At 71.0% G+C, this 22,975-nt stretch carries 18 protein-coding genes and 1 pseudogene; 11 read left to right on the top strand and 8 right to left on the bottom strand.

Going from position 1 to position 22,975, the window contains the following annotated elements:
* The first annotated feature begins 32 nt into the window (after window positions 1-32).
* A complete protein-coding gene (locus AB5J53_RS21720) occupies window positions 33-2,354 on the top strand; it encodes a PQQ-binding-like beta-propeller repeat protein (RefSeq protein WP_369247332.1) in 2,322 nt (773 codons plus the stop codon).
* 278 nt (window positions 2,355-2,632) lie between these two features.
* On the opposite strand, the gene AB5J53_RS21715 is transcribed toward AB5J53_RS21720, so the two are convergent.
* Genes AB5J53_RS21715 through AB5J53_RS21705 form a run of 3 tightly spaced genes read right to left on the bottom strand, consistent with a single transcriptional unit; the run spans window position 2,633 to window position 5,038 of the window.
* Window positions 2,633-3,418, bottom strand: a complete 786-nt coding sequence (locus AB5J53_RS21715) for an enoyl-CoA hydratase/isomerase family protein (protein WP_369247331.1) — start codon at window positions 3,416-3,418, stop codon at window positions 2,633-2,635.
* Complete coding sequence (locus AB5J53_RS21710) at window positions 3,415-3,840, bottom strand: Zn-ribbon domain-containing OB-fold protein (protein WP_369252374.1); 426 nt, start codon at window positions 3,838-3,840, stop codon at window positions 3,415-3,417. The genes AB5J53_RS21715 and AB5J53_RS21710 overlap by 4 nt, the downstream gene beginning before the upstream one ends.
* 49 nt (window positions 3,841-3,889) lie before the next feature.
* Window positions 3,890-5,038 carry a lipid-transfer protein gene (locus AB5J53_RS21705; protein WP_369247330.1) on the bottom strand — a complete coding sequence of 383 codons (1,149 nt, stop codon included), beginning with the start codon at window positions 5,036-5,038 and terminating at the stop codon, window positions 3,890-3,892.
* Between the two features lie 103 nt (window positions 5,039-5,141).
* On the opposite strand from AB5J53_RS21705, the gene AB5J53_RS21700 reads away from it, so the two are divergent.
* On the top strand, window positions 5,142-6,743 hold the full coding sequence (locus tag AB5J53_RS21700) for a FadD3 family acyl-CoA ligase (RefSeq protein ID WP_369247329.1): 1,602 nt from the start codon (window positions 5,142-5,144) through the stop codon (window positions 6,741-6,743).
* Window positions 6,744-6,757: 14 nt separating this feature from the next.
* Window positions 6,758-6,948: pseudogene (locus tag AB5J53_RS21695) on the top strand (DoxX family protein); the annotation flags it as partial.
* Here AB5J53_RS21695 and AB5J53_RS21690 read toward each other — a convergent pair.
* The 4 genes from AB5J53_RS21690 to AB5J53_RS21675 all read right to left on the bottom strand — a co-directional run bounded on the left by AB5J53_RS21690 (window position 6,866) and on the right by AB5J53_RS21675 (window position 12,070).
* Entirely contained in the window at window positions 6,866-7,894 is a 1,029-nt protein-coding gene (locus AB5J53_RS21690; RefSeq protein WP_369247328.1) for a hypothetical protein, read from the bottom strand. The pseudogene AB5J53_RS21695 and the gene AB5J53_RS21690 sit on opposite strands and share 83 nt — an antisense overlap.
* A 485-nt stretch (window positions 7,895-8,379) precedes the next feature.
* Window positions 8,380-8,544, bottom strand: coding sequence for a hypothetical protein (locus tag AB5J53_RS21685; RefSeq protein ID WP_369247327.1), 165 nt, complete (start codon window positions 8,542-8,544; stop codon window positions 8,380-8,382).
* Window positions 8,545-8,728: 184 nt separating this feature from the next.
* Window positions 8,729-8,902: a hypothetical protein gene (locus AB5J53_RS21680; RefSeq protein ID WP_369247326.1), complete on the bottom strand. Its 174-nt coding sequence runs from the start codon at window positions 8,900-8,902 to the stop codon at window positions 8,729-8,731.
* Window positions 8,903-9,118: 216 nt separating this feature from the next.
* Window positions 9,119-12,070 carry a BTAD domain-containing putative transcriptional regulator gene (locus AB5J53_RS21675; protein ID WP_369247325.1) on the bottom strand — a complete coding sequence of 984 codons (2,952 nt, stop codon included), beginning with the start codon at window positions 12,068-12,070 and terminating at the stop codon, window positions 9,119-9,121.
* Window positions 12,071-12,283: 213 nt separating this feature from the next.
* Here AB5J53_RS21675 and AB5J53_RS21670 point away from each other — a divergent pair, with 213 nt between their 5' ends.
* The 7 genes from AB5J53_RS21670 to AB5J53_RS21640 all read left to right on the top strand — a co-directional run bounded on the left by AB5J53_RS21670 (window position 12,284) and on the right by AB5J53_RS21640 (window position 21,448).
* Window positions 12,284-13,522: an amidohydrolase family protein gene (locus AB5J53_RS21670; RefSeq protein ID WP_369247324.1), complete on the top strand. Its 1,239-nt coding sequence runs from the start codon at window positions 12,284-12,286 to the stop codon at window positions 13,520-13,522.
* A gap of 129 nt (window positions 13,523-13,651) precedes the next feature.
* Window positions 13,652-15,139, top strand: coding sequence for a VCBS repeat-containing protein (locus AB5J53_RS21665; RefSeq protein ID WP_369247323.1), 1,488 nt, complete (start codon window positions 13,652-13,654; stop codon window positions 15,137-15,139).
* Between the two features lie 160 nt (window positions 15,140-15,299).
* A complete protein-coding gene (locus AB5J53_RS21660; protein WP_369247322.1) occupies window positions 15,300-16,241 on the top strand; it encodes an LLM class F420-dependent oxidoreductase in 942 nt (313 codons plus the stop codon).
* Between the two features lie 11 nt (window positions 16,242-16,252).
* Window positions 16,253-17,029, top strand: coding sequence for an SDR family NAD(P)-dependent oxidoreductase (locus AB5J53_RS21655; protein ID WP_369247321.1), 777 nt, complete (start codon window positions 16,253-16,255; stop codon window positions 17,027-17,029).
* Window positions 17,030-17,133: 104 nt separating this feature from the next.
* Complete coding sequence (locus AB5J53_RS21650; RefSeq protein WP_189186287.1) at window positions 17,134-18,252, top strand: LLM class flavin-dependent oxidoreductase; 1,119 nt, start codon at window positions 17,134-17,136, stop codon at window positions 18,250-18,252.
* A gap of 14 nt (window positions 18,253-18,266) precedes the next feature.
* Window positions 18,267-19,997: an amidohydrolase family protein gene (locus AB5J53_RS21645; RefSeq protein WP_369247320.1), complete on the top strand. Its 1,731-nt coding sequence runs from the start codon at window positions 18,267-18,269 to the stop codon at window positions 19,995-19,997.
* Window positions 19,994-21,448 (top strand): aldehyde dehydrogenase family protein, encoded by a 1,455-nt coding sequence (locus AB5J53_RS21640; RefSeq protein WP_369247319.1) that lies wholly within the window; start codon window positions 19,994-19,996, stop codon window positions 21,446-21,448. The genes AB5J53_RS21645 and AB5J53_RS21640 overlap by 4 nt, the downstream gene beginning before the upstream one ends.
* 180 nt (window positions 21,449-21,628) lie before the next feature.
* On the opposite strand, the gene AB5J53_RS21635 is transcribed toward AB5J53_RS21640, so the two are convergent.
* Window positions 21,629-22,024 carry a nitroreductase/quinone reductase family protein gene (locus AB5J53_RS21635; RefSeq protein ID WP_369247318.1) on the bottom strand — a complete coding sequence of 132 codons (396 nt, stop codon included), beginning with the start codon at window positions 22,022-22,024 and terminating at the stop codon, window positions 21,629-21,631.
* 165 nt (window positions 22,025-22,189) lie between these two features.
* Here AB5J53_RS21635 and AB5J53_RS21630 point away from each other — a divergent pair, with 165 nt between their 5' ends.
* Entirely contained in the window at window positions 22,190-22,948 is a 759-nt protein-coding gene (locus tag AB5J53_RS21630) for an SDR family oxidoreductase (RefSeq protein WP_369247317.1), read from the top strand.
* Window positions 22,949-22,975 lie beyond the last annotated feature (27 nt).

The raw sequence follows: 22,975 nt of genomic DNA, 5'->3' as shown, positions 1-22,975 counted from the left end.
TGACGTGGCCCGTACGGGGAGGTGGCAGGCAAGTGGTGGATCAGCTGACGCAGCACGATCCGCGGCGGATCGGGCCGTTCGAGGTGCTGGGACGGCTGGGTGCCGGCGGCATGGGGCTGGTCTATCTCGCGCGCTCGGCTTCCGGCCGGCGCGTGGCGATCAAGACGGTCAGGACGGAACTCGCCGAGGACCAGCTGTTCCGGGTCCGCTTCACACGGGAGGTCGAGGCCGCGCGGGCGGTCTCCGGCTTCTACACGGCGGCCGTGGTCGACGCCGACCCGCGCGCGGCCGTGCCTTGGCTGGCCACCGCGTACGTGCCCGCGCCCTCGCTCGAGGAAATAGTGAATGAGTGCGGGCCGCTCCCGGCCCAGGCGGTGCGCTGGCTGGCGGCGGGTGTGGCCGAGGCCTTGCAGTCGATCCACGGCGCGGGTCTGGTGCACCGGGACCTCAAGCCCTCCAACGTCCTCGTCGTCGAGGACGGACCGCGTGTCATCGACTTCGGCATCGCGTCCGGCGTCTCGAACACCCGCCTGACGATGACGAACGTCGCCGTCGGTACGCCCGCGTACATGTCGCCCGAGCAGGCCAAGGACTCGCGCAGCGTGACCGGCGCGAGCGACGTCTTCTCGCTCGGCTCGATGCTGGTGTTCGCCGCCACGGGGCACGCGCCCTTCCACGGCGCCAACCCCGTCGAGACGGTCTTCATGCTGCTGCGGGAGGGCCCGGACCTGGAGGGACTCCCGGAGGAACTCCGTCCGCTCATCGAGTCCTGCATGCAGATGGAGGCGACCGCACGCCCCAACCCGGCCGACCTCCAGGCGCAGCTGGCGCCTCATCTCTTCGGTTCCGGCTCCGACGACAGCGGTACGGCGTCGGCGTGGCTGCCCGAGCGGGCTGTGGGCCTGATCGAGGCGCGCCGTGGGGGCCGTCCCGCGGTGAAGCCGTCTTCGGGCGGGGGGCGCAGTGGTGGGCGCCCGGTCGTGCCGCCGCCTCCCTCGCACGCCCCCGTGCCCGTCGGGGCGCCCGACAGCGGTCCGGTGCGGCTCGCGGGGGCCCAGGTGCCCATCGGCCCCGGGCCGCGCGTCGCCGACGCCCGTGCCGCCGCGGTCAAGGCGCCTCCTCCCGAGGCGGGCCTCGCCGCGTCCTGGTCCCGGCCGCGCGCCGGCGTGAACGGCGCCGATCCCGCGCCCACCGTGGCACCGCCCCCGCCCGCCGAGTCGGCCTCGGGCTGGCGCCCCTGGCGTTTCCGCATGTCGAACGACGTATGGGGTAGGCCGTCGGTGGCGGACGACCTGGTCTACGTCACCTCCTTCGAGGTCCACGCGCTGGACGTGGCGACCGGCCGGCGCCGCTTCAAGACGCGTGACGTGGCGTGGTCGATGGCGGTGGCGGACGGCCGTATCCACGCCTCGGACGGCCCCACGCTCTTCGCGTTGGACGCCCGCGAGGGAGGCGACCTCTGGCGCCTTTCGACAGACGCCTGGGTGTACTCGCTCAAGGCCGACCGGGGGACGGTCGTCACCGGCACGCGCGGGGGCGGCGTACAGGCCTGGGAGGCTTCCAACGGGCAGAAGCTCTGGGAGATCACCGGCGCCCAGACGGACTTCGAGTCCCCGGAGGCCGGGCCCGCCGTCCACGACGGCACGGTGTACGTCTGGAAGGACGCCCGGCTGCGCGCCCTCGAGGCGCGTACCGGTGAGGAGCGCTGGTCGTACCCGATCGGCGACGCGGCGTCGTGCGGCGGAGTCCCGGTCCGTCTGACGCAGGCGCCCGACGGCTACGTGTACGTCTCCGCCGGCACCCGTGTGCTGGCCGTCGACGTGGCGAGCGGCCATGTCCGCTGGCACTTCGAGGCGCCCGCCGTCTTCCTCTGCCCGCCGACCTTCGTGCCGGGCCCGGCGGTGACGGGCGGTGGCGTCTACCTGGCCGACTACCTCGGCACGGTGTACGCCCTCGACGCCACCGACGGGCGCGACCGCTGGCGCATCGCCACCGAGTCGCGCGCCTCCATCGAGCCGGTCCTCGTCGCCGCGGGGCACGTCCACGTGGGCAGCGGCAAGGGCCTCTACACGCTCGACGCGGTCACCGGCACGCCGAAGTGGCGCTTCCAGGCAGGGGGCGACCTGGTGGGCGCGCCCGCCGTGGCCGAGGGCCGCATCCACTTCGGCTCCACGGACCACCTCCTCTACACCCTCAAGGCGGACGACGGCCGGCTCCGCTGGAAGCTCGCGACGGGCGGGGAGATCACCGGGGCTCCCGTCGTCAAGGACGGCGTCGTCTACGCCTGCAGCAAGGACCGCTGCGTGTACGCGCTGGACGCGGAAAAGGGGACGGGGACGGCGCGGACGACGTAGGGGCGCGGGGAACTGCGCAATCTTTCAGGGGGGTCTGGGGGCGCAGCCCCCAGGTACGGGAATGGGTAGGGGCGGGGGGCGAAAACCCACCCCACCCCAGCGCGTACCCCCCACGGCACCCGTGACGGCCGTCGTACCGGCCACGGAAGGGACTCCGTACGGCGGCCGTCGATCAGGGGAGCGCGGGCGCGGACCCCGCTCTCGATGCAGACGCTACGCCGAGTGCGACGGCCCCGCCACGCGGCGCTGCCCGACCCCCCGGGTACCGCCGAGTAGCCCTAGCGCAGCCGAAAGCCGGGCCGCCGGGCCATGAAGAGCCCCGCCTGGCGCTCCCCCGAAAGGTTGCCCATCGAGACGAGCTGCGGCGCGTGCGCGAGCGCCTGCGCACGGGTCGCCTCCTTGGCCAGCCACAGCGCCCGCACGGTCCCCTGCACGGCCTCGGCCGGATACGAGGCGATGACGGCCGCACAGTCGACGGCCGCCGCCAACGCCCCACCAGGGGCGGTGACTTCGGACACCAGCCCCATCTCGTACGCCCGCCGCGCGGAGATCCGCTCGGCGGTCCCCATCAACGCCATCCGCGCCACCTCCCCGAACGGCATCCGCTGCGCCATGTAGATCGACTCGTACGCGCTGACCATCCCGTACGTCGTGTGCGGATCGAAGAACGTCGCCTCCTCGTCCGCCACGATGAACTCGGCCTCCCCGAGCAGATAGAAGGCGCCCCCGCACGCGATCCCGTTCACGGCCGCGATCACCGGCTTCCAGAGGTCGTTCGCCTTCGGCCCGATCGCGACGAGCGGATCGTCCACCATGTAGGGCGAGTTGGGTTGCGGCACGACCACGTCCCGGTCGATCCCCGTGCAGAAGGCCCGCGTACCCGATCCCGTGATCACGACGGCCCGTACCGAGTCGTCGAACCGGAACTCCCTCCAGGCGGCGGCGAGTTCAGCGGCCGTATCGAGGTCGATGGCGTTGAGCTTCCCGGGCCGGTCGAGGGTGAGGACGGCGACCCCGGTGTCCTTGTCGGCGCTGACGCTCAGGTGACCACCGCCGCCGCTCACGGTCGCTCCAGAACCCAGCGCGGCACGGACATGCCGTTCACCTCCGTGAAGACCACCTGCACCCGCGCCCCGATCCGTATCCGCTCCGGGGGAACGGAGTTGAGCGGCGCCTCGGGCCCGCTCACCAGATTCCCCACGAGCCGTATCCGCGGAGCCTCCGCCAGTTCCACCACGATCGCGTTGTACGGGGCCTGCTCCGCGTAGGCGGGCAGAAGCGGCGGATGCGGGATGACGTACGACCACACACGCCCCTTCCCGCTCATCTTCCGCCACTCGCTCGCGAAGGAGTGGCAGTGCGGGCAGCACGGCCGGGGCGGAAAGCGGAGTTCGCCGCAGTCGGCGCATGCCTGGATCCGGAGCTCGCCCTGGGCGGCGTACTGCCAGAAGGGCCCGCCGTCGTCGTCGAGGACGGGGGAGAGCAGGGACTCGTTCATGTCGGTTTCCATGTCAGCTCCTCAGCCACTCAGCCACTCAGGCCCTCAGCAGGAGGGCGGAGGTCGGGACCCCCTCCCCTGCCGTGACCAGGCAGGTGGCCGCCCCCGGCACCTGCGCCGTACTCGTGCCCCGCAACTGCTTCACACCCTCGTTGATGAGGTTGAAGCCGTGCACGTACGCCTCGCTGAGCCCGCCGCCCCCGGTGTTGAGCGGCAGCCGCCCACCGATCTCCAGCGCACCGCCCTCGGTGAAGGCCGCGCCCTCGCCCCTCCCGCAGAAGCCGTATCCCTCCAGGGACAGGGGTATCAGTGGCGTGAAGGCGTCGTAGATCTGCGCGACATCCACGTCCTCCGGCGTGAAGTCGGCGTGTTTCCACAGGTGTCGGGCGGCCGCCCAGGCCGGCCCGGTGAGCGGGTCGTCGTTCCAGTAATTGACCATGCCGTGGTGCTGGGCGGGCAGCCCCTGGGCGGCGGAGTGGACGTACACGGGCCGCCGGCGGCAGTCCCGCGCCCGTTCCGCCGACACGACGACGCATGCCAACGCTCCGTCCGTCTCAAGGCAGTTGTCGAAGAGGCAGAGGGGTTCGCTGATCCAGCGGGAGGTCATGTACATCTCCCGGGTGAGCGGGCGCTCGTACATGATCGCGGCGGGATTCTGATTGGCCCGGTTGCGGCAGGCGAGCGCGACATTGAAGAGGTGATCGCGGGTGGCGCCGTACTCGTGCATGTACCGGCGGGCCAGCATGCCGATCTCGTCGGCCGGGCGGAGGAGCCCGAAGGGGCGGGTCCACTGGGCGGGGGTGGGAAGTTGGACGCTGGTGTTCTTCCACGGTCGGGGTCCTGACCCCCTCTTCCGCGACCGCCAGGCGACCCCCACCGTCGCCTGTCCGCCGGCGATGGCGGCGGAGAGATGCGCGACGGTGGCACAGGAACCGCCCCCTCCGTATCCCACCTTGCTGAAGAAGCTGAGGTCACCGAGTCCGACGGCCTTGGCCACCTCCACCTCGTCGGTCTCCTCCATGGTGTAGGAGGCGAGCGCGTCGACTTCGGCGGGCGCGATGCCGGCGTCGTCGAGGGCGGCGAGGATGGCACGGCAGGCCAAGGTCTTCTCGGATTCGGGGAGTTGCTTGGCGAAGGGGGTCTGCCCGATCCCGACGACGGCGGTGGCGTCCTTGATTCCCGCCATGCGCGCACCTCCCGATGGAGTCCCGACTGCTGACAGGCTGTCAGGCTACAGCTAATCTGACGGTCAGTCAGCTAGTGGTTCGTCGGTCATGGGGAGGCGTGCGATGCGCGGGGACCTGGAGTGGGGCAGCATCCCGGGGCTGGTGCGCTCGGCGGCGACGCGCTTCGCGGACCGCGAGGCGGTCGTCGAGGGCCGTACCCCCATCTCGTACGCCGATTTGGGCGCCCGCGTGGAGCGCGCGGCGGCGGCCTGTATGGCGAGCGGCGTACGACGGGGCGACCGGGTCGCCATCTGGGCCCCGAACACCCTCGACTGGATCGTCTCCGCACTCGGCGCGGTGTCGGCGGGAGCGGTCCTGGTCCCTCTCAATACCCGCTTCAAAGGCACGGAGGCGGCGTACGTCCTGTCCCGCAGCCGCGCGAAACTGCTGTTCGTGACGGGAACCTTCCTGGGGACGTCGTACGTGGCGTCGCTGCGGCGGGCGTGCGGAGAGGGTCCCGGTTCCGCCGGCCCGCTGCCCGGCCTTCCGCACCTGGAGCAGGTGGTGGTGCTCTCGGACGACGCCCCCGCCGACTTCCGTACCTGGAAGGACTTCCTGGCGGACGGGGAGGGCGTGGGAGCGGCGGACGTACGGCAACGGGCGGACACCCTCTCAGGCTCTGCTCCCTCGGACATCATCTTCACGTCCGGGACCACGGGCCGCCCGAAGGGCGCGCTGATCACCCACGCGCAGACGCTCCGCGGCTACGAGATCTGGAGCGACCTCGCGGGCCTCCGTGAGGGGGACCGCTACCTGATCGTGAACCCCTTCTTCCACACCTTCGGCTACAAGGCGGGCATCGTGGCCTGCCTGATGCGCGGCGCGACGATGATCCCGCAGCCGGTGTTCAACGTGGACACGGTGCTGGCGAATGTCGCCTCGGAACGCATCTCCGTCCTGCCGGGCCCGCCGACCCTCCACCAGTCGCTGTTGGACCACCCCTCCCGGGACGCGCACGACCTCTCGGCCCTGCGCCTGGTGGTGACGGGCGCGGCGGTGGTGCCGCTGCGCCTGGTGGAACGCCTGCGTTCGGAACTCGGCGTGGACACGGTGCTGACGGCGTACGGCCTCTCCGAGGCGAGCGGCATCGTCACGATGTGCCGCCGGGGAGACGCGCCACCGGTGATCGCCTCGACCTCCGGGCGGGCGATCCCGGACACGGAGGTACGGGTGGTGGACGCGACGGGGGCGCCCCTCGGGGCCGGCTCACCCGGTGAGGTCCTGGTCCGCGGCTTCAACGTCATGCAGGGCTACTTCGAGGACCCGGAGGCCACGGCGGCCGTCCTCGACGCCGACGGCTGGCTGCGCACGGGCGACGTCGGCGTCCTGGACGACGCCGGCAACCTCCGCATCACGGACCGCATCAAGGACATGTTCATCGTCGGCGGCTTCAACGCGTACCCCGCGGAGATAGAGCAACTGCTGGGCCTGCACCCGGATGTGGCCGACGTGGCGGTGATCGGCGTTCCGGACGGGCGGCTGGGGGAGGTGGGCAAGGCGTACGTGGTCCGCCGGGCGGGGGCGGTGTTGACCGCCGACGACCTCATCGCCTGGTCGCGGCGCGAGATGGCGAATTACAAGGTGCCGCGGGTGGTGGAGTTCGTGGGGGAGCTGCCGCGGAATGCGAGCGGGAAGGTGGTCAAGGGGGAGTTGCGGGGGCGCTGAGGGGGACGTGGCCGGGTACGGCCACGGCCGCGGGGGCGCTGGGTCTCGTGGTCGGCCTGCTCGTACCGGTCGTCGGAGTCGCCGCCGGATCGCCCGGGTGCTGTATTCCACCGGCGCGGTGATCACGGTGGCTCAGGCGCGCTGGTACTCGCACATCCCGTTCCCCCTGGTGTACGCGGCGCCGGTGGCCGAGGCGCCGGCGCTGGGGTTGGCTGCCGGAGCGTGCCGCGCAGCTTGGACAGAGCGGCGCGGATCTCCCCGATCACCACCTCGGGACGGTTGAAGACGTCCAACGCGGTGAAGCGGAGGAGGAGCCGGACCTCCGGGCACTGGAGGACCTGGTTGAAGCGGTCGATGTCCCGCCGATGTGACTCCCGGGTGCCGTGGAAGGCATACCCCTCGATCTCGACGGCCAGGCCCTCGGCCCGGAAGAGGAAGTCCAGGTAGCGACGGCGGCCGTCGGGCGTACGTAGTTCGGCCTGGCTCTCGGGGTGCAGGCCCGCGTCGTGGAAGCGCAGGCGGGCGATGGTCTCGGCGGGCGAACCGGAGCTCCGGTCGGCGAGCCTCAGCTGGCGGCGGGCAATTTCCGCGCCGCGTGCGGGAGCTTCGAGCGCGAGCGCGATGAGGGAAGTGGTCGCGAGGGGCGCGCGGCGGATGCCGCCGACGCGCCGCCAGGTGAGGGCCGACTCCACGGCGACGATCGCATCGTCCCGCGCCCCGCTCCGGAGGAGATCAGCGAGCGTACGCCCGACACACGTGACCCGCAGCCCGTCCCGCCGGACCACGTCTCCCTCTCCCAGGGCCATACGGTGCACGACCAGGCCCTTCCCCTCGCATCGGAGGCCGAGCTCGGGATCGACGAACTCCAAGGGCCCCTCGGCGGCTACCAGCCCGAGCGTCTCAATTCCCCACAGCGCGGCCGCCGAACGGTGACTCACGACGAGCCTCGGCTTGAGCAACTGCACAGCCCGCAGCCGAGCGGAGAGATCCGCCTCCCGCCCCGGCTCGACCCAGGCCCCAGCCTGGATCCGGGTCCACCCCTCATCCCCGAGCGCCCGGAGCAGGGACCTCCGCGCCCAACCGGCCGCTTGGGCACGCGAGGTGAGCAGCACCCCCCGCTCGGCCAGCACGCCCAACTCCAGTCGCTCCACCCCCTCAGCATCCCGAACCCGCGCCGTACCACCTCGGCCCTGTGGATAACCGCACCCCTCGGGTAGATGAAGGAGGGATTGGCAGATTTGGGCCAACGGGGACGACTGTTTCCTGGCGAAACGGCGATGCGGCTGGCCCAAATCTGCCAATCCCTCACTCCTGAATGAGGGGAAGGGGCTTGTTTGCGGCCGGCTCCGGTAGGCGGCGGTCCGGCAGGGCTTCCAGTGGCAGCCAGGCGAGGTGATTCCGCATCCTCGCCCACCTCTGCCATGCAGCCCATACGCCCGCGAAGCCGCCACGGATCACCGCATCGTGTCAGCGGAATTCCGCTCAGCCGCCCCTACTGTCGTGCGGTTGTCGGATCTCCGTGGCCGTTTGACGGAGTGGACCGAGGGAGCGGGCGCGTTTCCGGTAGAGGGACGGACGAAAGGGCCGAGCTTGTGCTCGGCCCCTTGCGCGGTGAACTGGCTGGTTCGCTTTGGAGCTACTCCGCGACGCCGGTGATGTGGCTGTCGTCCGGTGTGACCGTGATGTGGCTGTCATTCGGTGTGACCGTGATATGGCTGTCGGCGAATGCGGGGACCGACGCCCCGCCCGCTGCGGCGACGGCAATGGCGACGGTAATCAGGGCCTTCTTGGCGCGAGTCACGCTGACTCCTACGAGAAAGTTGAACTTCCGAACGTCAAGTGCCGGTAGCGCCAGGGGGGTCATAGTTCGAGCGGATCGAACAGTTCGCGCCACCGAATGACCTGAGCCATGCACCGGACACACATCGGCCGCGACGGCTCCCCCTCCGCGCCGCCGCGGCCGATCCCCGTGTGGTGTGGTCTGGTTAGGCCGGCTCGTCCGTCGCGTGGACGTTGTCCGTGGACGCGTCGCCGGTCTCTTCGCCGGGGGCGATCGGGTTCTTGCCGGTGAGAGGCTCGGTGGTGGCGTGCACGTTGTCCGTGGTGGCCGTCGGCTCGTCGGTGGCGTGGACGTTGTCGGTGCTGTTGGTGTCGCTCATGACTGGCTCCCCTGGCAGTTCTTCATCGGTGCGGTTGCGGTAGTCGGGAAGGGCCCGCCCGGCAACTCCCCCGAGGGTCGCCGGACGGGCACTTCTGGGCCGATTCACCTTAAAGGCGCGGCCGTTTGTCATCCCGTCTGCCCCCCGACGCGACGGATCGACACGCCTGAGAGTGCCGGGTGGCGATAAACGAACGATGAACGTGCAGGCGCGCGCTCAGGCGACGGCGAGTGGCTTGAGGAGAGTTCGCACCTCAGCGGCCTCAGGTGCGCCCAAAGCCTCGAAGATATCCAGGGCTTCCCGCCAGCAGACCTGCGCACGACCGATCTGCCCGATGCCGCTCAGGGCCCGACCGAGCACAGTGAGAACGTTGCCGCGTCGCCACTCGCCGCCGATCCCGCGGAGAACGGTCAGCGCCAACTCGGCGTTCGCGGCGGCCTGTGCGGGACGCCGGGCGGTGAGGTCGGCCTCGGCGAGACGGAAAAGGGTCATGCCTTCCCAGAGCCGTTGGCGACTGTCCCGGAACACTTCGAGGGCCTCCTGCAGGCGGTCGACAGCCTGGGAGAGCTGACCGCTCTGCGTGAGCGCGAGCCCCAGGGCGTACCGGCCGTTGGCTCCCTTCAGCGCGTGGCCCATGTCGTCGTACATGGCCGTGCCCTGCTGGGCCAGAGCCACCGCGCTCGCGGTGCGTCCGGCGGCGAGGTGAATGCGGGACAGATTGCACAGAGCGCTTGCCTCGCCCGGGCGGTCCTCGCAGGCGCGGAAGTTCTCGATGGCGCGGGTCAGGTGCGCCTCTCCGTCCTCGTGCCGGTTCTGGTACAGCGCGATCACACCGAGGATGTTGGACGACCAGCAGCTGGTCAGGGGGTCACCGGTGGCGAGGGCCAGTTCCAGGGCGCGCGTGGCTGCTTGGTCGGCCGAGTCGAAGCGTCCGGTGATGTGGTGCACGAAGGACAGGGTCGTGAGAGCCCGGGCCTCGGCGCGCGGGGCCGCGATCTTCTGCGCTGCGGTGCGTGCGGCTTCGGCAATGGCCTCGTACTCCTTGGAGTTCGCCCCTGATTCGGCCAGGTCGCAGGCCGCCCACAGGAGATCGACGGCCCGTGCCAGGGATAGCGGGCCCATCGACTGCCGTACGCAGGCCAACGTGCAGACCGCCTCGGCATACAGCCAGTCCTGAGCCTGGTGCCGATCCACGAACACGAGGCCCGGATATTCCGTGACCTCGAGGTGATCCACCAGCCGGTCTCCGGGCCGGTCGATCTCATAGACCCCGGCAGTCGTCGCCAAGTAAAAGTCCAGCAACCGAGACATGGCCGCATCCCGCTCACTGGGCGGCTGCTCATCCCGCTCCGCGCACGCACGCGCGTAGAGCCGGACGAGGTCGTGGTACCGGTACCGACCGGGCGCCGCGGACTCCAGCAGGGAGGTGTCGACGAGGGACTCCAGGAGGTCCTCGGTGTCCTCGACCGGGAGGTCCAGGACCGCGGCCGCGGCGGCCAGGGAGATGTCCGGGCCGTCCGCCAGGCCCAGCAGGCGGAATGCCCGGGCCTGGGCCGGCTCCAGTTGGCCGTAGCCCAGTTCGAAGGTGGCCTTGACGGCCAGGTCGCCCGCCTGGAGTTCGTCCAGTCGGCGGCGTTCGTCGGCGAGCTTTGCCGCCAGGACGGACACCGTCCATGTGCGACGGGCGGCCAGTCGCGACGCGGCGATGCGGATCGCCAGGGGCAGGAAGCCGCACGCCGCCACCACGTCCAGCGCGGCCTCCCGTTCGGACGCCACCCGCTCCTCGCCCACGATCTTCGTGAAGAGCTGGAGGGCCTCCTCCGGGCTCATCACGTCCAGGTCCACCAAGTGGGCCCCGGCCAGGTCCACCATCCGCACCCGCGACGTCACCAGCGCTGCGCAGCCCTCGGTGCCGGGAAGCAGCGGACGCACCTGTGCGGCATCCCGCGCGTTGTCCAGCAGGACCAGGACCCGGCGGCCGTCCAGGACCGAGCGGTACAGGGCCGAGCGTTCCTCCAGGGAGTCGGGGATCGCCGAGTCCGCCGTACCCAGGGCCCGGAGGAAGGCTCCCAGCACCGTCTCCGGCTCCGCCGCCCGCGCCCCCGCGCCCTGCAGGTCCACGTACAGCTGCCCGTCCGGGAAGGCCCCGCGCGCCTGGTGTGCCACATGTACCGCGAGGGTCGTCTTGCCCACGCCGCCGATCCCCGCCAGCGCCGAAACCGCCATCACCCGGCCCTCCGCCGAGGAGGCGGAGGCCAGGACGGCGCTCAGCTCCTGGACGAAGGAGGAACGGCCCGTGAAGTCCGTGACGGTGGCCGGAAGTTGGGCGGGACGCACTGGCGCCGCCGCGGGCTCCGCCGCCGGAGCCGACGGTTCCGCGAGGCCCGGGTCCGCCTGGAGGATGCGCTGCTGGAGTTCTTTCAGGCCCGCCCGCGGGTCCACTCCCAGCTCGTCGGCCAGCAGGCGCCGCGTGTCCGCGTACACCGCCAGGGCCTCCGCCTGGCGGCCGGAGCGGTACAGCGCCAGCATCAGGAGTTCGCGCAGCCGCTCCCGGAGGGGGTGCGCGGCGGTCAGGGCCGTCAGCTCGGAGACCGCCTCCGCGTGGCAGCCCTGCTCCAGGTCCATGTCGAGACGGGACTCGAGCAGTTGCAGTCGCCACTCCTCCAGGCGCGCGCGCTGCGTCTCCGCGTACGGGCCGGGGATGCTCGCCAGCGGCTCCCCGTCCCAGTGGCCGAGCGCGTCCCGAAGCAGCTCGCGGGCTCGGCAGAGGTCGCCGGTGCCGCGCGCCTTCTCGGCGTCCGCCGCCAGCTCCTGGGCCCGGGCCAGGTCCAGCGCGCCCTCCCCGAGCGAGCGGATCGCGTAACCGCCCGACTCGCTGACCAGGACCTCGGGGCCCAGTGCCTTCCTGAGCCGGGACGCGTAGGTGCGTACGGCGGCCAGCGCCTGGGACGGTGGCTCGTCGCCCCACAGGGCGTCGATGAGCTCGGACGCCGTCGCCGTGCGGCCCTCTCGCAGGAGTAGCGCCGCCAGCAGGGCGCGTTGTTGGGGGGACCCCGCCGGCAGGGGTTCGTCCTCGCGCCAGGCGCGCACCGGGCCGAGCACGCTGAAGCGCAACGCCGCCGATTCCTCGGGACGCCGCTGCTCCGGTACTCGCGGCACACCGTCCATCGCTGTCCCCCTGCCGAACCGTCAGTACAACGAGGCCAGTTTGCCTTGTTCATGGCGGATGCGTCAGCTGTGGGAGACCTCGATCACAGGGCGCCGCACGGTACACCACAAGGCCCTCACAACGTCTCCCCACACGTTGGCGCGGATTCACTCGACCCGGAGGTGCCGGCAGGTTAGCTGACGGACCGTCAGATCAGCGCTACCGTGAACCTCATGGAGACATCCCGGACCTTCCCGAAGATCATCTCGGTGGACGACCACACGGTGGAGCCCCCCGACGTCTGGCGCGACCGGCTGCCGGCGAAGTACCAGGACACCGGGCCCCGCATCGTCCGCGCGCCCCTGAAGGAAATGACCTTCCTGGGAGGGAAGTTCGCACCCGTCATGGGCAGCCCGGGCGACGACGGCCCCATCGGCGACTGGTGGGTGTACGAAGACCTCCACCGGCCGCTCACCCGCCTCGACACCGCCGTCGGATACGACAGGGACGAGATACGCCTCGAAGTCATCACGTACGAGCAGATGCGGCCGGGGTCGTACGACGTCCCCCAGCGTCTGGCCGACATGGACGTCAACCATGTCCAGTCCGCCCTCTGCTTCCCCACCTTTCCGCGCTTTTGCGGTCAGACGTTCACCGAGGCCAAGGACCGTGAGCTGGGCCTTCTCGGGGTGAAGGCCTACAACGACTGGATGGTGGAGGAGTGGTGCGGGCCCCAGGCCCACGGCCGGCTCATACCGCTCACGCTCATCCCCCTGTGGGACCCCGAACTTGCGGCGGAGGAAGTACGGCGCAATGCCGCCCGTGGCGTACGCGCGGTGGCCTTCTCCGAGATTCCGCCCCATCTGGGGCTGCCCTCCATCCACACCGACGAGTGGGACCCCTTCCTCGCCGCGTGCGACGAGACCGGCACGGTCATCGCCATGCACATCGGCTCGTCCAGCCGCATGCCGTCGACCTCCGCCGACGCCCCGCCCGCCGTCGGCTCCACCATCACCTTCGCCAACTGCTGCTTCTCGATGGTCGACTGGCTGATGAGCGGCAAGTTCGAGCGCTTTTCGAACCTGAAGGTGATGTACGCGGAGGGGCAGATCGGGTGGATCCCGTACATCCTTGAGCGCGCCGACGTGGTGTGGGAGGAGAACCGCGGCTGGGGCGGCGTCGCCGACAAGGTCCACCGGCCGCCGTCCGAGCTCTTCGCCGAGCACGTCTACGGCTGCTTCTTCGACGACGCCTTCGGCCTGAAGAATCTCGACGCCATCGGGGTCGCCAACGTCCTCTACGAGACCGACTACCCGCACTCCGACTCGACCTGGCCCAAGTCCAGGGAGGTCGGTGAGGCCCAGATGGGCCACCTCGACGCAGACGTGGTCGACCGGATCGTACGGCGCAACGCGATCGATCTGCTGGGGCTCACGGAGGACGGGCTGTGGCCCCGGGGAGGCGCCGGTTAACGATTCGGGAACTCCCGCCGTCTTCCAGGGCAACCCTGCCACCACCACTGGAGTCGTACTGGCGGCGGAGTGAGGATCTTGACTCCTCCGTCGGGCAGCTGCACTTTCAGCGCGGGAGTTGGGTTCCACATGAGAAGACGCAAGTTTCGTTCTCGCCTCGGACTCGTGGCCGCCGTGGCCGTCGCCGGAGCCGTTGTCGGCCCGGTGAGCGCGCACGCGGCCGGTACGGCGAGCGCCGGGGCGACGAGCGTGCGCGCCGACTTCAACGGCGACGGGTACACGGACCTCGCCGTCGCCGCCCCCTGGGGCACGGTCGGCGGGTACGCCCGTGCCGGATACGTGAGCGTCGTGTACGGCTCCTCGCAGGGGCTGGACACCAAGCACCGGCAGGTCATCAGCCAGAACACGGCCGGCATACCCGGCGCCGCCGAGACCGGCGACTGGTTCGGCTGGGGCCTGTCCCTCGGCGACCTGGACGGCGACGGGTATACGGACCTGGTCGTCGGCGCCCCGAGCGAGGACGTCGGGTCCGTGCAGGAGGCGGGCACCCTGACCGTCGTCTGGGGCGGGAAGACGGGTCTGTCCGGCGGCAAGGTCGTGGCGACCGGCTCCATGCTCGACCAGGTCAAGCCCCGGCACGCCACCGTCGGCGACTTCAACGGCGACGGCCGACTCGACGTGGCCACGGACAACCACCTGCTGACCGGTCCGTTCACCCGCACCGCCGGTGCCGCGGCGACCGCGGACATCGCCTTCGACCTCAGCTATGAAGACGCCGGCTTCACCATCGACGACGTCGCCGCCGGGGACGTCGACCACGACGGCATCACCGACCTCGTCGGGCTCGTCCACACCCCCACCGAGGAGGGGCCGCCGGGCGCCGCCTATCGCATCGCCTACCTCCACGGCACCAAGCAGGGGCTGAGCGACCCGGTCGTCCTGAAGCGGTCCGACGGCACCAACATGCCCGGCGGCTCCAGCCTCGGCATCGGCGACGTGAACAAGGACGGGTACGCCGACCTGGTCGTCGGACGCCCTGTCGACGGCCAGGGTGAGCGATCCGTCGAACCGACGCTCCTCGGCGGGCAAGTCGGCGTGGTGTACGGCTCGGCGAGCGGGCCCGACACCTCCCGTACGACGGTGATCAACCAGGACACGGCGGGCGTGCCCGGAGTGTCCGAGTATGGCGACGACTTCGGCCTGGGCATCTCCATCGGGGACGCCAACGGCGACGGGTACGCGGACGTGGCCGTCGGCTCCCCGGGTGAGGACATCGGCACGGTCGCCGAGGCGGGCGGCGTGGCCGTGCTGCGCGGCGGAGCGTCCGGCCTCACCGGCAGCGGCGCCGTGTCCTTCAGCCAGAACACCACGGGTGTGCCCGGCACCGCCGAGAAGGGCGACCTCTTCGGCGGGCACACCGCGCTGGCCGACGCCAACCACGACGGCCGTGCCGAGCTGTACGTCGCCGCGCACGGCGAGAACACCTACGACGGCGCCGTCTGGGCCTTCCGCTCCACCAGCACCGGCCCGACCGCCTCCGGCTCGGTCTCCTTCGGGCCCGCCGACATCGGCGCGCCCGTCACCGACGCCTGGTTCGGCTACGGCTTCGCCCGCTGACGCACAGCCCACGCACCCTGTCCCGGGCAACAGCCCCGGCGGACATGTTCCGCCGGGGCTTCCCCTTGTCTGACGCGGCGTCAGCGACGACTATGTGCGAGTCCCATTCAATCTGACGGTTCGTCAGTCGGGCGGCCGTCGGTCAGGCAAGGGGGTCGTCGTGCCCGTCCCGTCCGAGGAACGCCTCTCCTACGGCATCCAGCTCCCCGTCCAGTCCCAGAGCACCATCTACGCGGAACCCTGGGAAGCCGCCGCCGGCCCCGACGACCTCGTCGAGATCGCCCGCGCCGCCGACCGCTCCGGCTTCGCGTACCTCGCGAGCTGCGACCACGTCGCCATCCCGAGGCGCCTGGCCCCCGCGATGAGCACCATCTGGTACGACCCCGTCGCCACCCTCGCCTACCTGGCGGGCGTCACCGAGCGCGTACGGCTGCTCAGCCACGTCGCGATCGTCGGTCTGCGGCATCCGCTCATCACGGCCAAGCAGTACGCGACCCTCGACCACCTGAGCGGGGGGCGCCTGATCCTCGGGGTCGGCGCCGGACATGTACAGGAGGAGTTCGAGGCGGTCGGGGCCGACTTCGAGCGGCGCGGGGCGGTCCTCGACGAGTCCATCGACGCGCTGCGCGCCGCGCTCGGACCGGAGGAGTTCCCCGTTCACCACGGCAAGTTGTACGACTTCGAGGGGCTCGGGCAGCGGCCGCGGCCCGCGCAGGAGCGGGTGCCCGTGTGGGTCGGCGGGTCCTCGCCCGCCGCCGTGCGTCGCGCCGCGCTCCGGGGCGACGGCTGGCTGCCGCAGGGGGATCCGCGCGACCGGCTGCCGGAGCAGATCGCCAAGCTGCGCCGGATCAGGGACGACGCGGGGATCACCGAGCCCATCGTCGTCGGCGCGATCACCGAGCCCCTCTACGTCGGTGAGCCCGGCTGGGACGTCGGGCGGCGCACGCTGCACGGGGCGCCGGAAGCACTCGCCGAGTCGCTGCGGGCGTACCGCGCGATGGGCGTGCACCAGATACAGGTGCGGTTCCGCAGCAGGGGCCGCGGCGAACTCACCGACCAGATCGCGGCGTTCGGCGCGGACGTCGCGCCTCACCTCAACTAGGGAGTCAGGGCATGGGCAAGCTGGACGGACGCGTCGTCCTCATCACCGGTGCGTCGCGCGGGCAGGGCGAGCAGGAGGCACGGCTGTTCGCCGAGGAGGGCGCCAAGGTCGTCGTCGCCGATGTGCTCGACGATCAGGGCGAGGCCGTCGCCAAGGAATTGGGCGCGCTGTACGTCCACCTCGACGTGAGTCAAGAGAGCGACTGGAGCTCCGCCGTGGCGGCCGTCGAGAAGACGTACGGCCGTATCGACGGGCTGGTCAACAACGCCGGCATCCTGCGCTTCAACTCCCTCGTCGACACGCCCCTCGACGAGTTCATGCAGGTCGTGCACGTCAACCAGGTCGGCTGCTTCCTCGGCATCAAGGCCGCGGCGCCGCGTATCGCGGCGGCCGGCGGGGGAACCGTCGTCAACACGGCCTCGTACACCGCGATGACCGGGATGGCGGCGGTGGGCACGTACGCGGCGACCAAGCACGCCATCCTCGGGCTCACCCGGGTCGCGGCGATGGAGCTGGCGCACCAGAACATAAGGGTCAACGCCATGTGTCCGGGCGCCATCGACACCGCGATGTCCAACCCGGCCCAGCTGGACCCGCACGCGGACGCGACGGAGACCTCCCGGGCCCTCGACGAGCTGTACAGCAAGCTCGTGCCGCTGGGGCGGATCGGGAGGCCGGAGGAGGTAGCGCGGCTCGCCCTCTTCCTCACGTCCGACGACTCGTCCTACATCACCGGGCAGCCGTTCGTGATCGACGGGGGGTGGCTGGCGGGAGTCTCCGTCATCTGACTCCTTGTCAGGTATTGACGGTCCATGCGGGCGGTGCCACAGTCGGCGAACAGGTAAATCTGACGGTACGTCAGAAACATAGGGACTGGGGACGGTGAACCTCCTTGGAATTCGGGCTCTTTGTACAGGGATACGTGGGCAAGCGGGCCGAGACCGATCCGCTCGCGGAGCACAAGGCGCTGATGGAGGAGACCGAGTACGTCATCCAGGCGGACAAGTCCGGCTTCAAGTACGCCTGGGCGTCGGAGCACCACTTCCTGGAGGAGTACTCGCACCTCTCGGCCAACGACGTCTACCTCGGCTATCTGGCGCACGCGACCGACCGCATCCACCTCGGCTCCGGGATCTTCAACCCGCTCGCCCAGGTCAACCACCCGGTGAAGGTCGCCGAGAAGGTCGCCATGCTCGACCATCTCTCCGAGAACCGCTTCGAGTTCGGCAGCGGCCGCGGCGCCGGCTCGCACGAGATCCTCGGCTTCCTCCCCGGCATCACCGACATGAACTACACCAAGGAAATCTGGGAAGAGACCATCGCCGAGTTCCCGAAGATGTGGCTCCAGGAGGAGTACGTCGGGTTCAAGGGCAAGCACTGGCAGCTCCCGCCGCGCAAGGTGCTGCCCAAGCCGTACGGCAAGTCGCACCCCGCCATGTGGTACGCCGCCGGGTCGCCGCCCTCGTACGCCATGGCCGCCCGCAAGGGCCTCGGGGTGCTCGGCTTCAGCGTGCAGAAGGTCTCCGACATGGAGTGGGTCCTCGAGCAGTACAAGACGGCGGTCGTGAACGCCGAGCCGATCGGAGACTTCGTCAACGACAACGTGATGGTGACGACGACCGCGATCTGCGCGCCGACGCACGAGGAGGCCATCCGGATCGCGGTCGGCGGCGGGCTGCACTATCTGCCCTCCCTCGTCTTCCGCTACCACGACACCTTCCCGCGCCCCGAGGGCTTCCCCGTCTGGCCCGAGACGCTCCCCGAGTACAACGAGGAGTTCGTCGAACTCCTCATCGAGGAAGAGCTGTTGATCTGCGGCGATCCGGACGAGGTGCTCACCCAGTGCAAGCGCTGGGAGCAGGCGGGCGCCGACCAGCTCTCCTTCGGCCTGCCGGTCGGGGTCCCGCCCGAGTACACGCTGCAGACGATCAAGCTGATCGGCGAGCACGTGATTCCGAAGATCGACACGGATCCGGTGCATCGGACGACCCGGTTCCGCCAGGCCGCTTAGGGGGTTCCGCCGCGATGCTCGACCACCTGATCAAGGGCGCGACCGTCGTGGACGGGACGGGCGCGCCCGCGTACACCGCCGACGTGGGGATACGGGACGGTCGTATCGCCGTGATCGGTACGGTCACCGAGTCGTCCCGTACGACCGAGGACGCGGCCGGGCTCGTCCTCGCCCCCGGCTTCGTCGACCCGCACACGCACTACGACGCCCAGCTCTTCTGGGACCCGTACGCGACCCCGTCCCTGAACCACGGGGTCACCACGGTCGCGGGCGGCAACTGCGGCTTCACCCTCGCCCCGCTCAACCCCGCGCGGCCCGAGGACGCCGACTACACGCGCCGCATGATGTCCAAGGTCGAGGGCATGTCCCTGGTCGCCCTGGAGGAGGGCGCGCCCTGGAACTGGCACACCTTCGGGGAGTACCTGGACGCCCTGGAGGGGCGGATCGCCGTCAACGCGGGCTTCATGGTGGGGCACTGCGCGCTGCGCCGGTATGTGATGGGCCCGGACGCGGTGGGCGGGCAGCCCACCGAGGAACAGTTGTCGCAGATGCTCGCCCTCTTCCACCAGGCGATGGACGCCGGGGCCTGGGGCCTGTCCACCACCCAGTCCTCCACGCACTCCGACGGCGACGGCAAGCCGGTCGCCTCCCGGCACGCGAAGCCCGCCGAGCTGCTGGCCCTGTCGAAGGCCGTGGGGGAGCACGAGGGCACCCAGATCGAGGCGATCGTGGCCGGCTGCCTCGACCAGTTCAGCGACGCCGAGATCGACCTGTTCGTGGAGATGAGCACGGCGGCCGGCCGCCCGCTCAACTGGAACGTCCTGACGATCGACGCCGCCGTCCCCGAGCGCGTCCCCCGCCAGCTGGAGGCGAGCGAGCGCGCCCGCAAGGCCGGCGGCCGCATCGTCGCGCTCACCATGCCGATCCTCACGCCGATGAACATGTCGCTGGGCACCTTCTGCGCGCTGAACCTGATCCCCGGCTGGGGGCCGATCCTGGGGCTGCCCGTGCCCGAGCGGATCGCTCGGCTGCGTGATCCGGATGTACGCGCCGAGATGCTGCGGCGCGCGGACTCCAAGGAGGCGGGCGTCTTCCGGCGCCTGGCCAACTTCGGGCGGTACGTCATCGGGGACACCTACAGCGCGGCGAACGAGGGGCTGACCGGGCGGGTCGTGAACGACATCGCCGCCGAGCGCGGCCAGGAACCGTTCGAGTGCCTGGTCGACATCTGCGCGAGCGACGACCTGCGTACGGTCCTTTGGCCCATGCCCACCGACAACGACCCCGACTCCTGGGCCCTGCGCGCCGAGACCTGGCAGCACCAGGACGTCATGCTCGGCGGCTCCGACGCGGGCGCCCATCTGGACCGCATGTGCGGAGCCCCGTACACCACCCGCTTCATCGGCGACTGCCTGCGCGGGCGCAAGCTGGTGACGCTGGAGCGGGCCGTGCAGATGCTGACGGATGATCCGGCGCGGCTGTTCGGGCTGCGCGAGCGCGGACGGATCGAGGTGGGGTGGCATGCGGACCTCGTGCTCTTCGACCCGGAACGGATCGACGCCGGGAAGGCCACCCTGGTGCACGACCTGCCGGGAGACAGTCCGCGCCTCGACTCGAAGGCGATCGGGGTGAGCGCCGTGTGGGTCAACGGGGTCGAGGCGCTACGGCGGGATGTGGTGACGGGGGCGGTGCCCGGGAAGGTGCTGCGCTCCGGGCGGGACACGCGGACGGTGAGCACCAAGTGAGCGGTGACGAGCAGTGGTTGTTCATCGGCGGGTCGTGGGTGGCGCCCGAGAACGGGTTCTACGAGGTGATCGACCCGGCGACCGAGGGCGTCGTCGGGCGGGCGCCGGAGGCCTCGCGGGAGCAGGTGCACGCGGCGGCGGCCGCGGCCCGCGAGGCCTTCGAGACGTGGTCGCGCACGCCCGCCGACGAGCGCGCCGCCGTCCTCGGCCGGGCGGCGGACATCATCCAGCGCAACTTCGTCCCGTACGCCGACCTCGCCCAGGCGGAGAGCGGCGCGACGACGGGGACGGCTCGCGGAATGCAGGTGGGCGTCGGGGTGGCCCGCTTCCGGCGCTACGCGAAGGTCGAGCCCGTAGAGCAGCCGCTGCCGCCGCAGATCAACGAGGCCGGCCCTTTCGGCAAGGCGGCCGTGATGGGCGCGCTGGCCGTACGCCAGCCCGTCGGCGTCGTCACCTGCATCACCTCGTACAACAATCCCTGGGCGAACCCGGCCGGCAAGATCGCCCCCGCGCTGGCGATGGGCAACACGGTGGTGGTGAAGCCGGCCCCGCAGGACCCGCTGTCCGTGTACCGCATGGCGGAGGCGCTGGAGGCGGCGGGCGCGCCGCCGGGGGTCGTCAACGTGGTGAGCGGCTCGCGCCCGGAGGTGGGCGAGGCCGCGGTGGACTGCGCCGACGTGGACATGGTGAGCTTCACCGGATCCACGGCCGTCGGGCAGCGGATCGCCGAGGTGTGCGGCCGTGGGATGAAACGGCAGCTGATGGAACTGGGCGGCAAGGGCGCGGCGGTCGTCTTCGACGACGCCGATCTGGAGTCGGCGGTGTCGGGGATCGGCACGACGTTCTCGTTCTACAGCGGGCAGATCTGTACGGCGCCGACCCGGGTGCTGGTGCAACGGGGCGTGCATGACCGCCTGGTGGAGCAACTGGCCGCTTACGCCGGGTACTTGAAGGTGGGCGACCCGCGGGAGCAGGGGACGGTGGTGGGGCCCGTCATCTCCTCCGCCCACCGGGACCGCGTCGAGTCGTATGTCGAGCTGGGGCGGAAGGAAGGGGCACGGGTCGTCACGGGTGGCGGGCGCCCCGCCCTCGAACGCGGCTTCTACGTCGCCCCCACCCTCCTCGCCGACTGCACCCCCGACATGCGGGTGGTCCGCGAGGAGATCTTCGGCCCGGTCGTCGTGGTCGTCCCCTTCGGGGACGAGGAGGAGGCCGTCGCCCTCGCGAACGACAGCGACTACGGCCTGATCGACTACGTCTGGTCCGGCGACGTCGCCCGCGCCTTCCGCGTCGCCCGTCGCCTCCGCGCCGGCGGGGTGGGCGTGAACACCGTCGGCCGCAACATGGAGGCCCCCTTCGGCGGCTTCAAGAAGAGCGGGGTGGGGAGGGACGTGGGCTCGTACGCGCTGCACGCGTACAGCGAGGTGCAGGCGATCGTTTGGCCTGGGTGATTTCTTTCGCCCCCGCCGCCCCTGCCCATTCCCGTCCCCTGGGGCTCCGCCCCAGACCCCGTTCGCGCAGTTCCCCGCGCCCCTGAAAAGGGGCGCGGGGAACTGCGCAATCTTTTCGCGGGGGTCTGGGGCGGCAGCCCCCAGGTACGGGACGGGCAGGGGCGGCGGGGGCGAAAAACCTCAGTCCTCCAAGTCCACCCGCACCGTAAGCAGCCGACCCCCCACCGCCCGGACAGCCGCGCTGTTCAGGCGGGGCAGCGTCTTCAGGCGCGCCCGGGCGTCGTCGTCCGGGAGAAGGTGGGCCGTGCCGCTGTGCCAGCGCCCCCTGATGCGGACGCGAACCCGCGCGTCCGCACGAATGTTCCGCACGTACTGGGACCTCTCGCCGTACTCGGAGACCAGCCAGAAGGAGTCGCCGACACGACGGCCGCCCACCGGCGTACGGCGGGGCAGCCCGGACTTCCGCCCCGTGGTCTCCAGAACGGTCTGAATCGGCAGACGGCGAAGGACCGGGTTACCGATGCGCCGCTGGAACGGCGTGACCATCCGGTACTTGAGCTCGGCGTAGCGCGTCATATGGGGGCCGCCTCTCCTGCGCGTCGCCACTGAAATTACACGGGCCCGGTGGGCCGGGCGTAGCGATGTTACGGCCGAGGGTAGCGGCGCTACCGTATTGGTGTTAGCGTTGTTTTTGGCAGGGAGCGAATCACCGCTACCCCAGCAGTGACAAGGAGCAACGCCATGACCGAGCAGTACGAGCCGTCGAACACCTCCCCCCGCGTGGCCGTCGTCACCGGCGGATCCCGCGGCATCGGCCGGGAAACCGCCGAGCGACTCGCCGCCGAGGGCTACGCCGTCGTGGTGAACTACGCGGGCAACGAGGCCGAGGCGGGCAAGGCCGTCGCCGCGATCACCGAGGCCGGCGGCCGGGCGATCGCCGTCCGGGCCGACGTGGCCGACGAGACCGAGGTGGCCGCCCTCTTCGACGCGGCCGAGTCCGCGTACGGCGGGGTCGACGTCGTCGTGCACGCGGCGGGCGTCATGGCCCTGGCCCCGCTCGTCGACCTCGACCTCGACGCCCTCGACCGGATGCACCGCACCAACATCCGCGGCACGTTCGTCGTCGACCAGCAGGCCGCGCGCCGGCTGCGCGCGGGCGGCGCGATCATCAACTTCTCCAGCTCCGTGCTGGCGCTGGCCATCCCCGGCTACAGCGCGTACGCCGCCACCAAGGGCGCCGTCGAGGCCATGACCCTGATCCTGGCCCGCGAGATGCGCGGCCGGGACGTCACCGTCAACGCCGTGGCCCCCGGGCCGACCGCCACCGCCCTGTTCCTGGACGGCAAGGACGAGGAGACCATCGCGCGGATGGCCGCCCAGCCGCCGCTGGAGCGCCTCGGCACGCCCGAGGACATCGCCGGGGTCGTCGCCTTCCTGGCCGGACCGGCCGGGCGCTGGGTCAACGGCCAGGTGGTCCGGGCCAACGGCGGCATTGCCTGACTCCCCTCTCCCTTCCTCGTCCAAGGA

It is taken from the genome of Streptomyces sp. R41, from assembly GCF_041053055.1.
Lineage (GTDB): Bacteria > Actinomycetota > Actinomycetes > Streptomycetales > Streptomycetaceae > Streptomyces.
The sequence above is the reverse complement of the archived record's forward strand: the minus strand, read 5'-3'. Positions and strand labels throughout refer to the sequence as shown.

Bases quoted from the DNA above. Each gene is read 5' to 3' on its own strand.
- AB5J53_RS21705 (WP_369247330.1), bottom strand. From the start codon at position 5,038: ATGGCGGGAATCAAGGACGCCACCGCCGTCGTCGGGATCGGGCAGACC.
- AB5J53_RS21700 (WP_369247329.1), top strand. From the start codon at position 5,142: ATGCGCGGGGACCTGGAGTGGGGCAGCATCCCGGGGCTGGTGCGCTCG.
- AB5J53_RS21680 (WP_369247326.1), bottom strand. From the start codon at position 8,902: ATGAGCGACACCAACAGCACCGACAACGTCCACGCCACCGACGAGCCG.
- AB5J53_RS21675 (WP_369247325.1), bottom strand. From the start codon at position 12,070: ATGGACGGTGTGCCGCGAGTACCGGAGCAGCGGCGTCCCGAGGAATCG.
- AB5J53_RS21670 (WP_369247324.1), top strand. From the start codon at position 12,284: ATGGAGACATCCCGGACCTTCCCGAAGATCATCTCGGTGGACGACCAC.
- AB5J53_RS21665 (WP_369247323.1), top strand. From the start codon at position 13,652: ATGAGAAGACGCAAGTTTCGTTCTCGCCTCGGACTCGTGGCCGCCGTG.
- AB5J53_RS21655 (WP_369247321.1), top strand. From the start codon at position 16,253: ATGGGCAAGCTGGACGGACGCGTCGTCCTCATCACCGGTGCGTCGCGC.
- AB5J53_RS21645 (WP_369247320.1), top strand. From the start codon at position 18,267: ATGCTCGACCACCTGATCAAGGGCGCGACCGTCGTGGACGGGACGGGC.
- AB5J53_RS21635 (WP_369247318.1), bottom strand. From the start codon at position 22,024: ATGACGCGCTACGCCGAGCTCAAGTACCGGATGGTCACGCCGTTCCAG.
- AB5J53_RS21630 (WP_369247317.1), top strand. From the start codon at position 22,190: ATGACCGAGCAGTACGAGCCGTCGAACACCTCCCCCCGCGTGGCCGTC.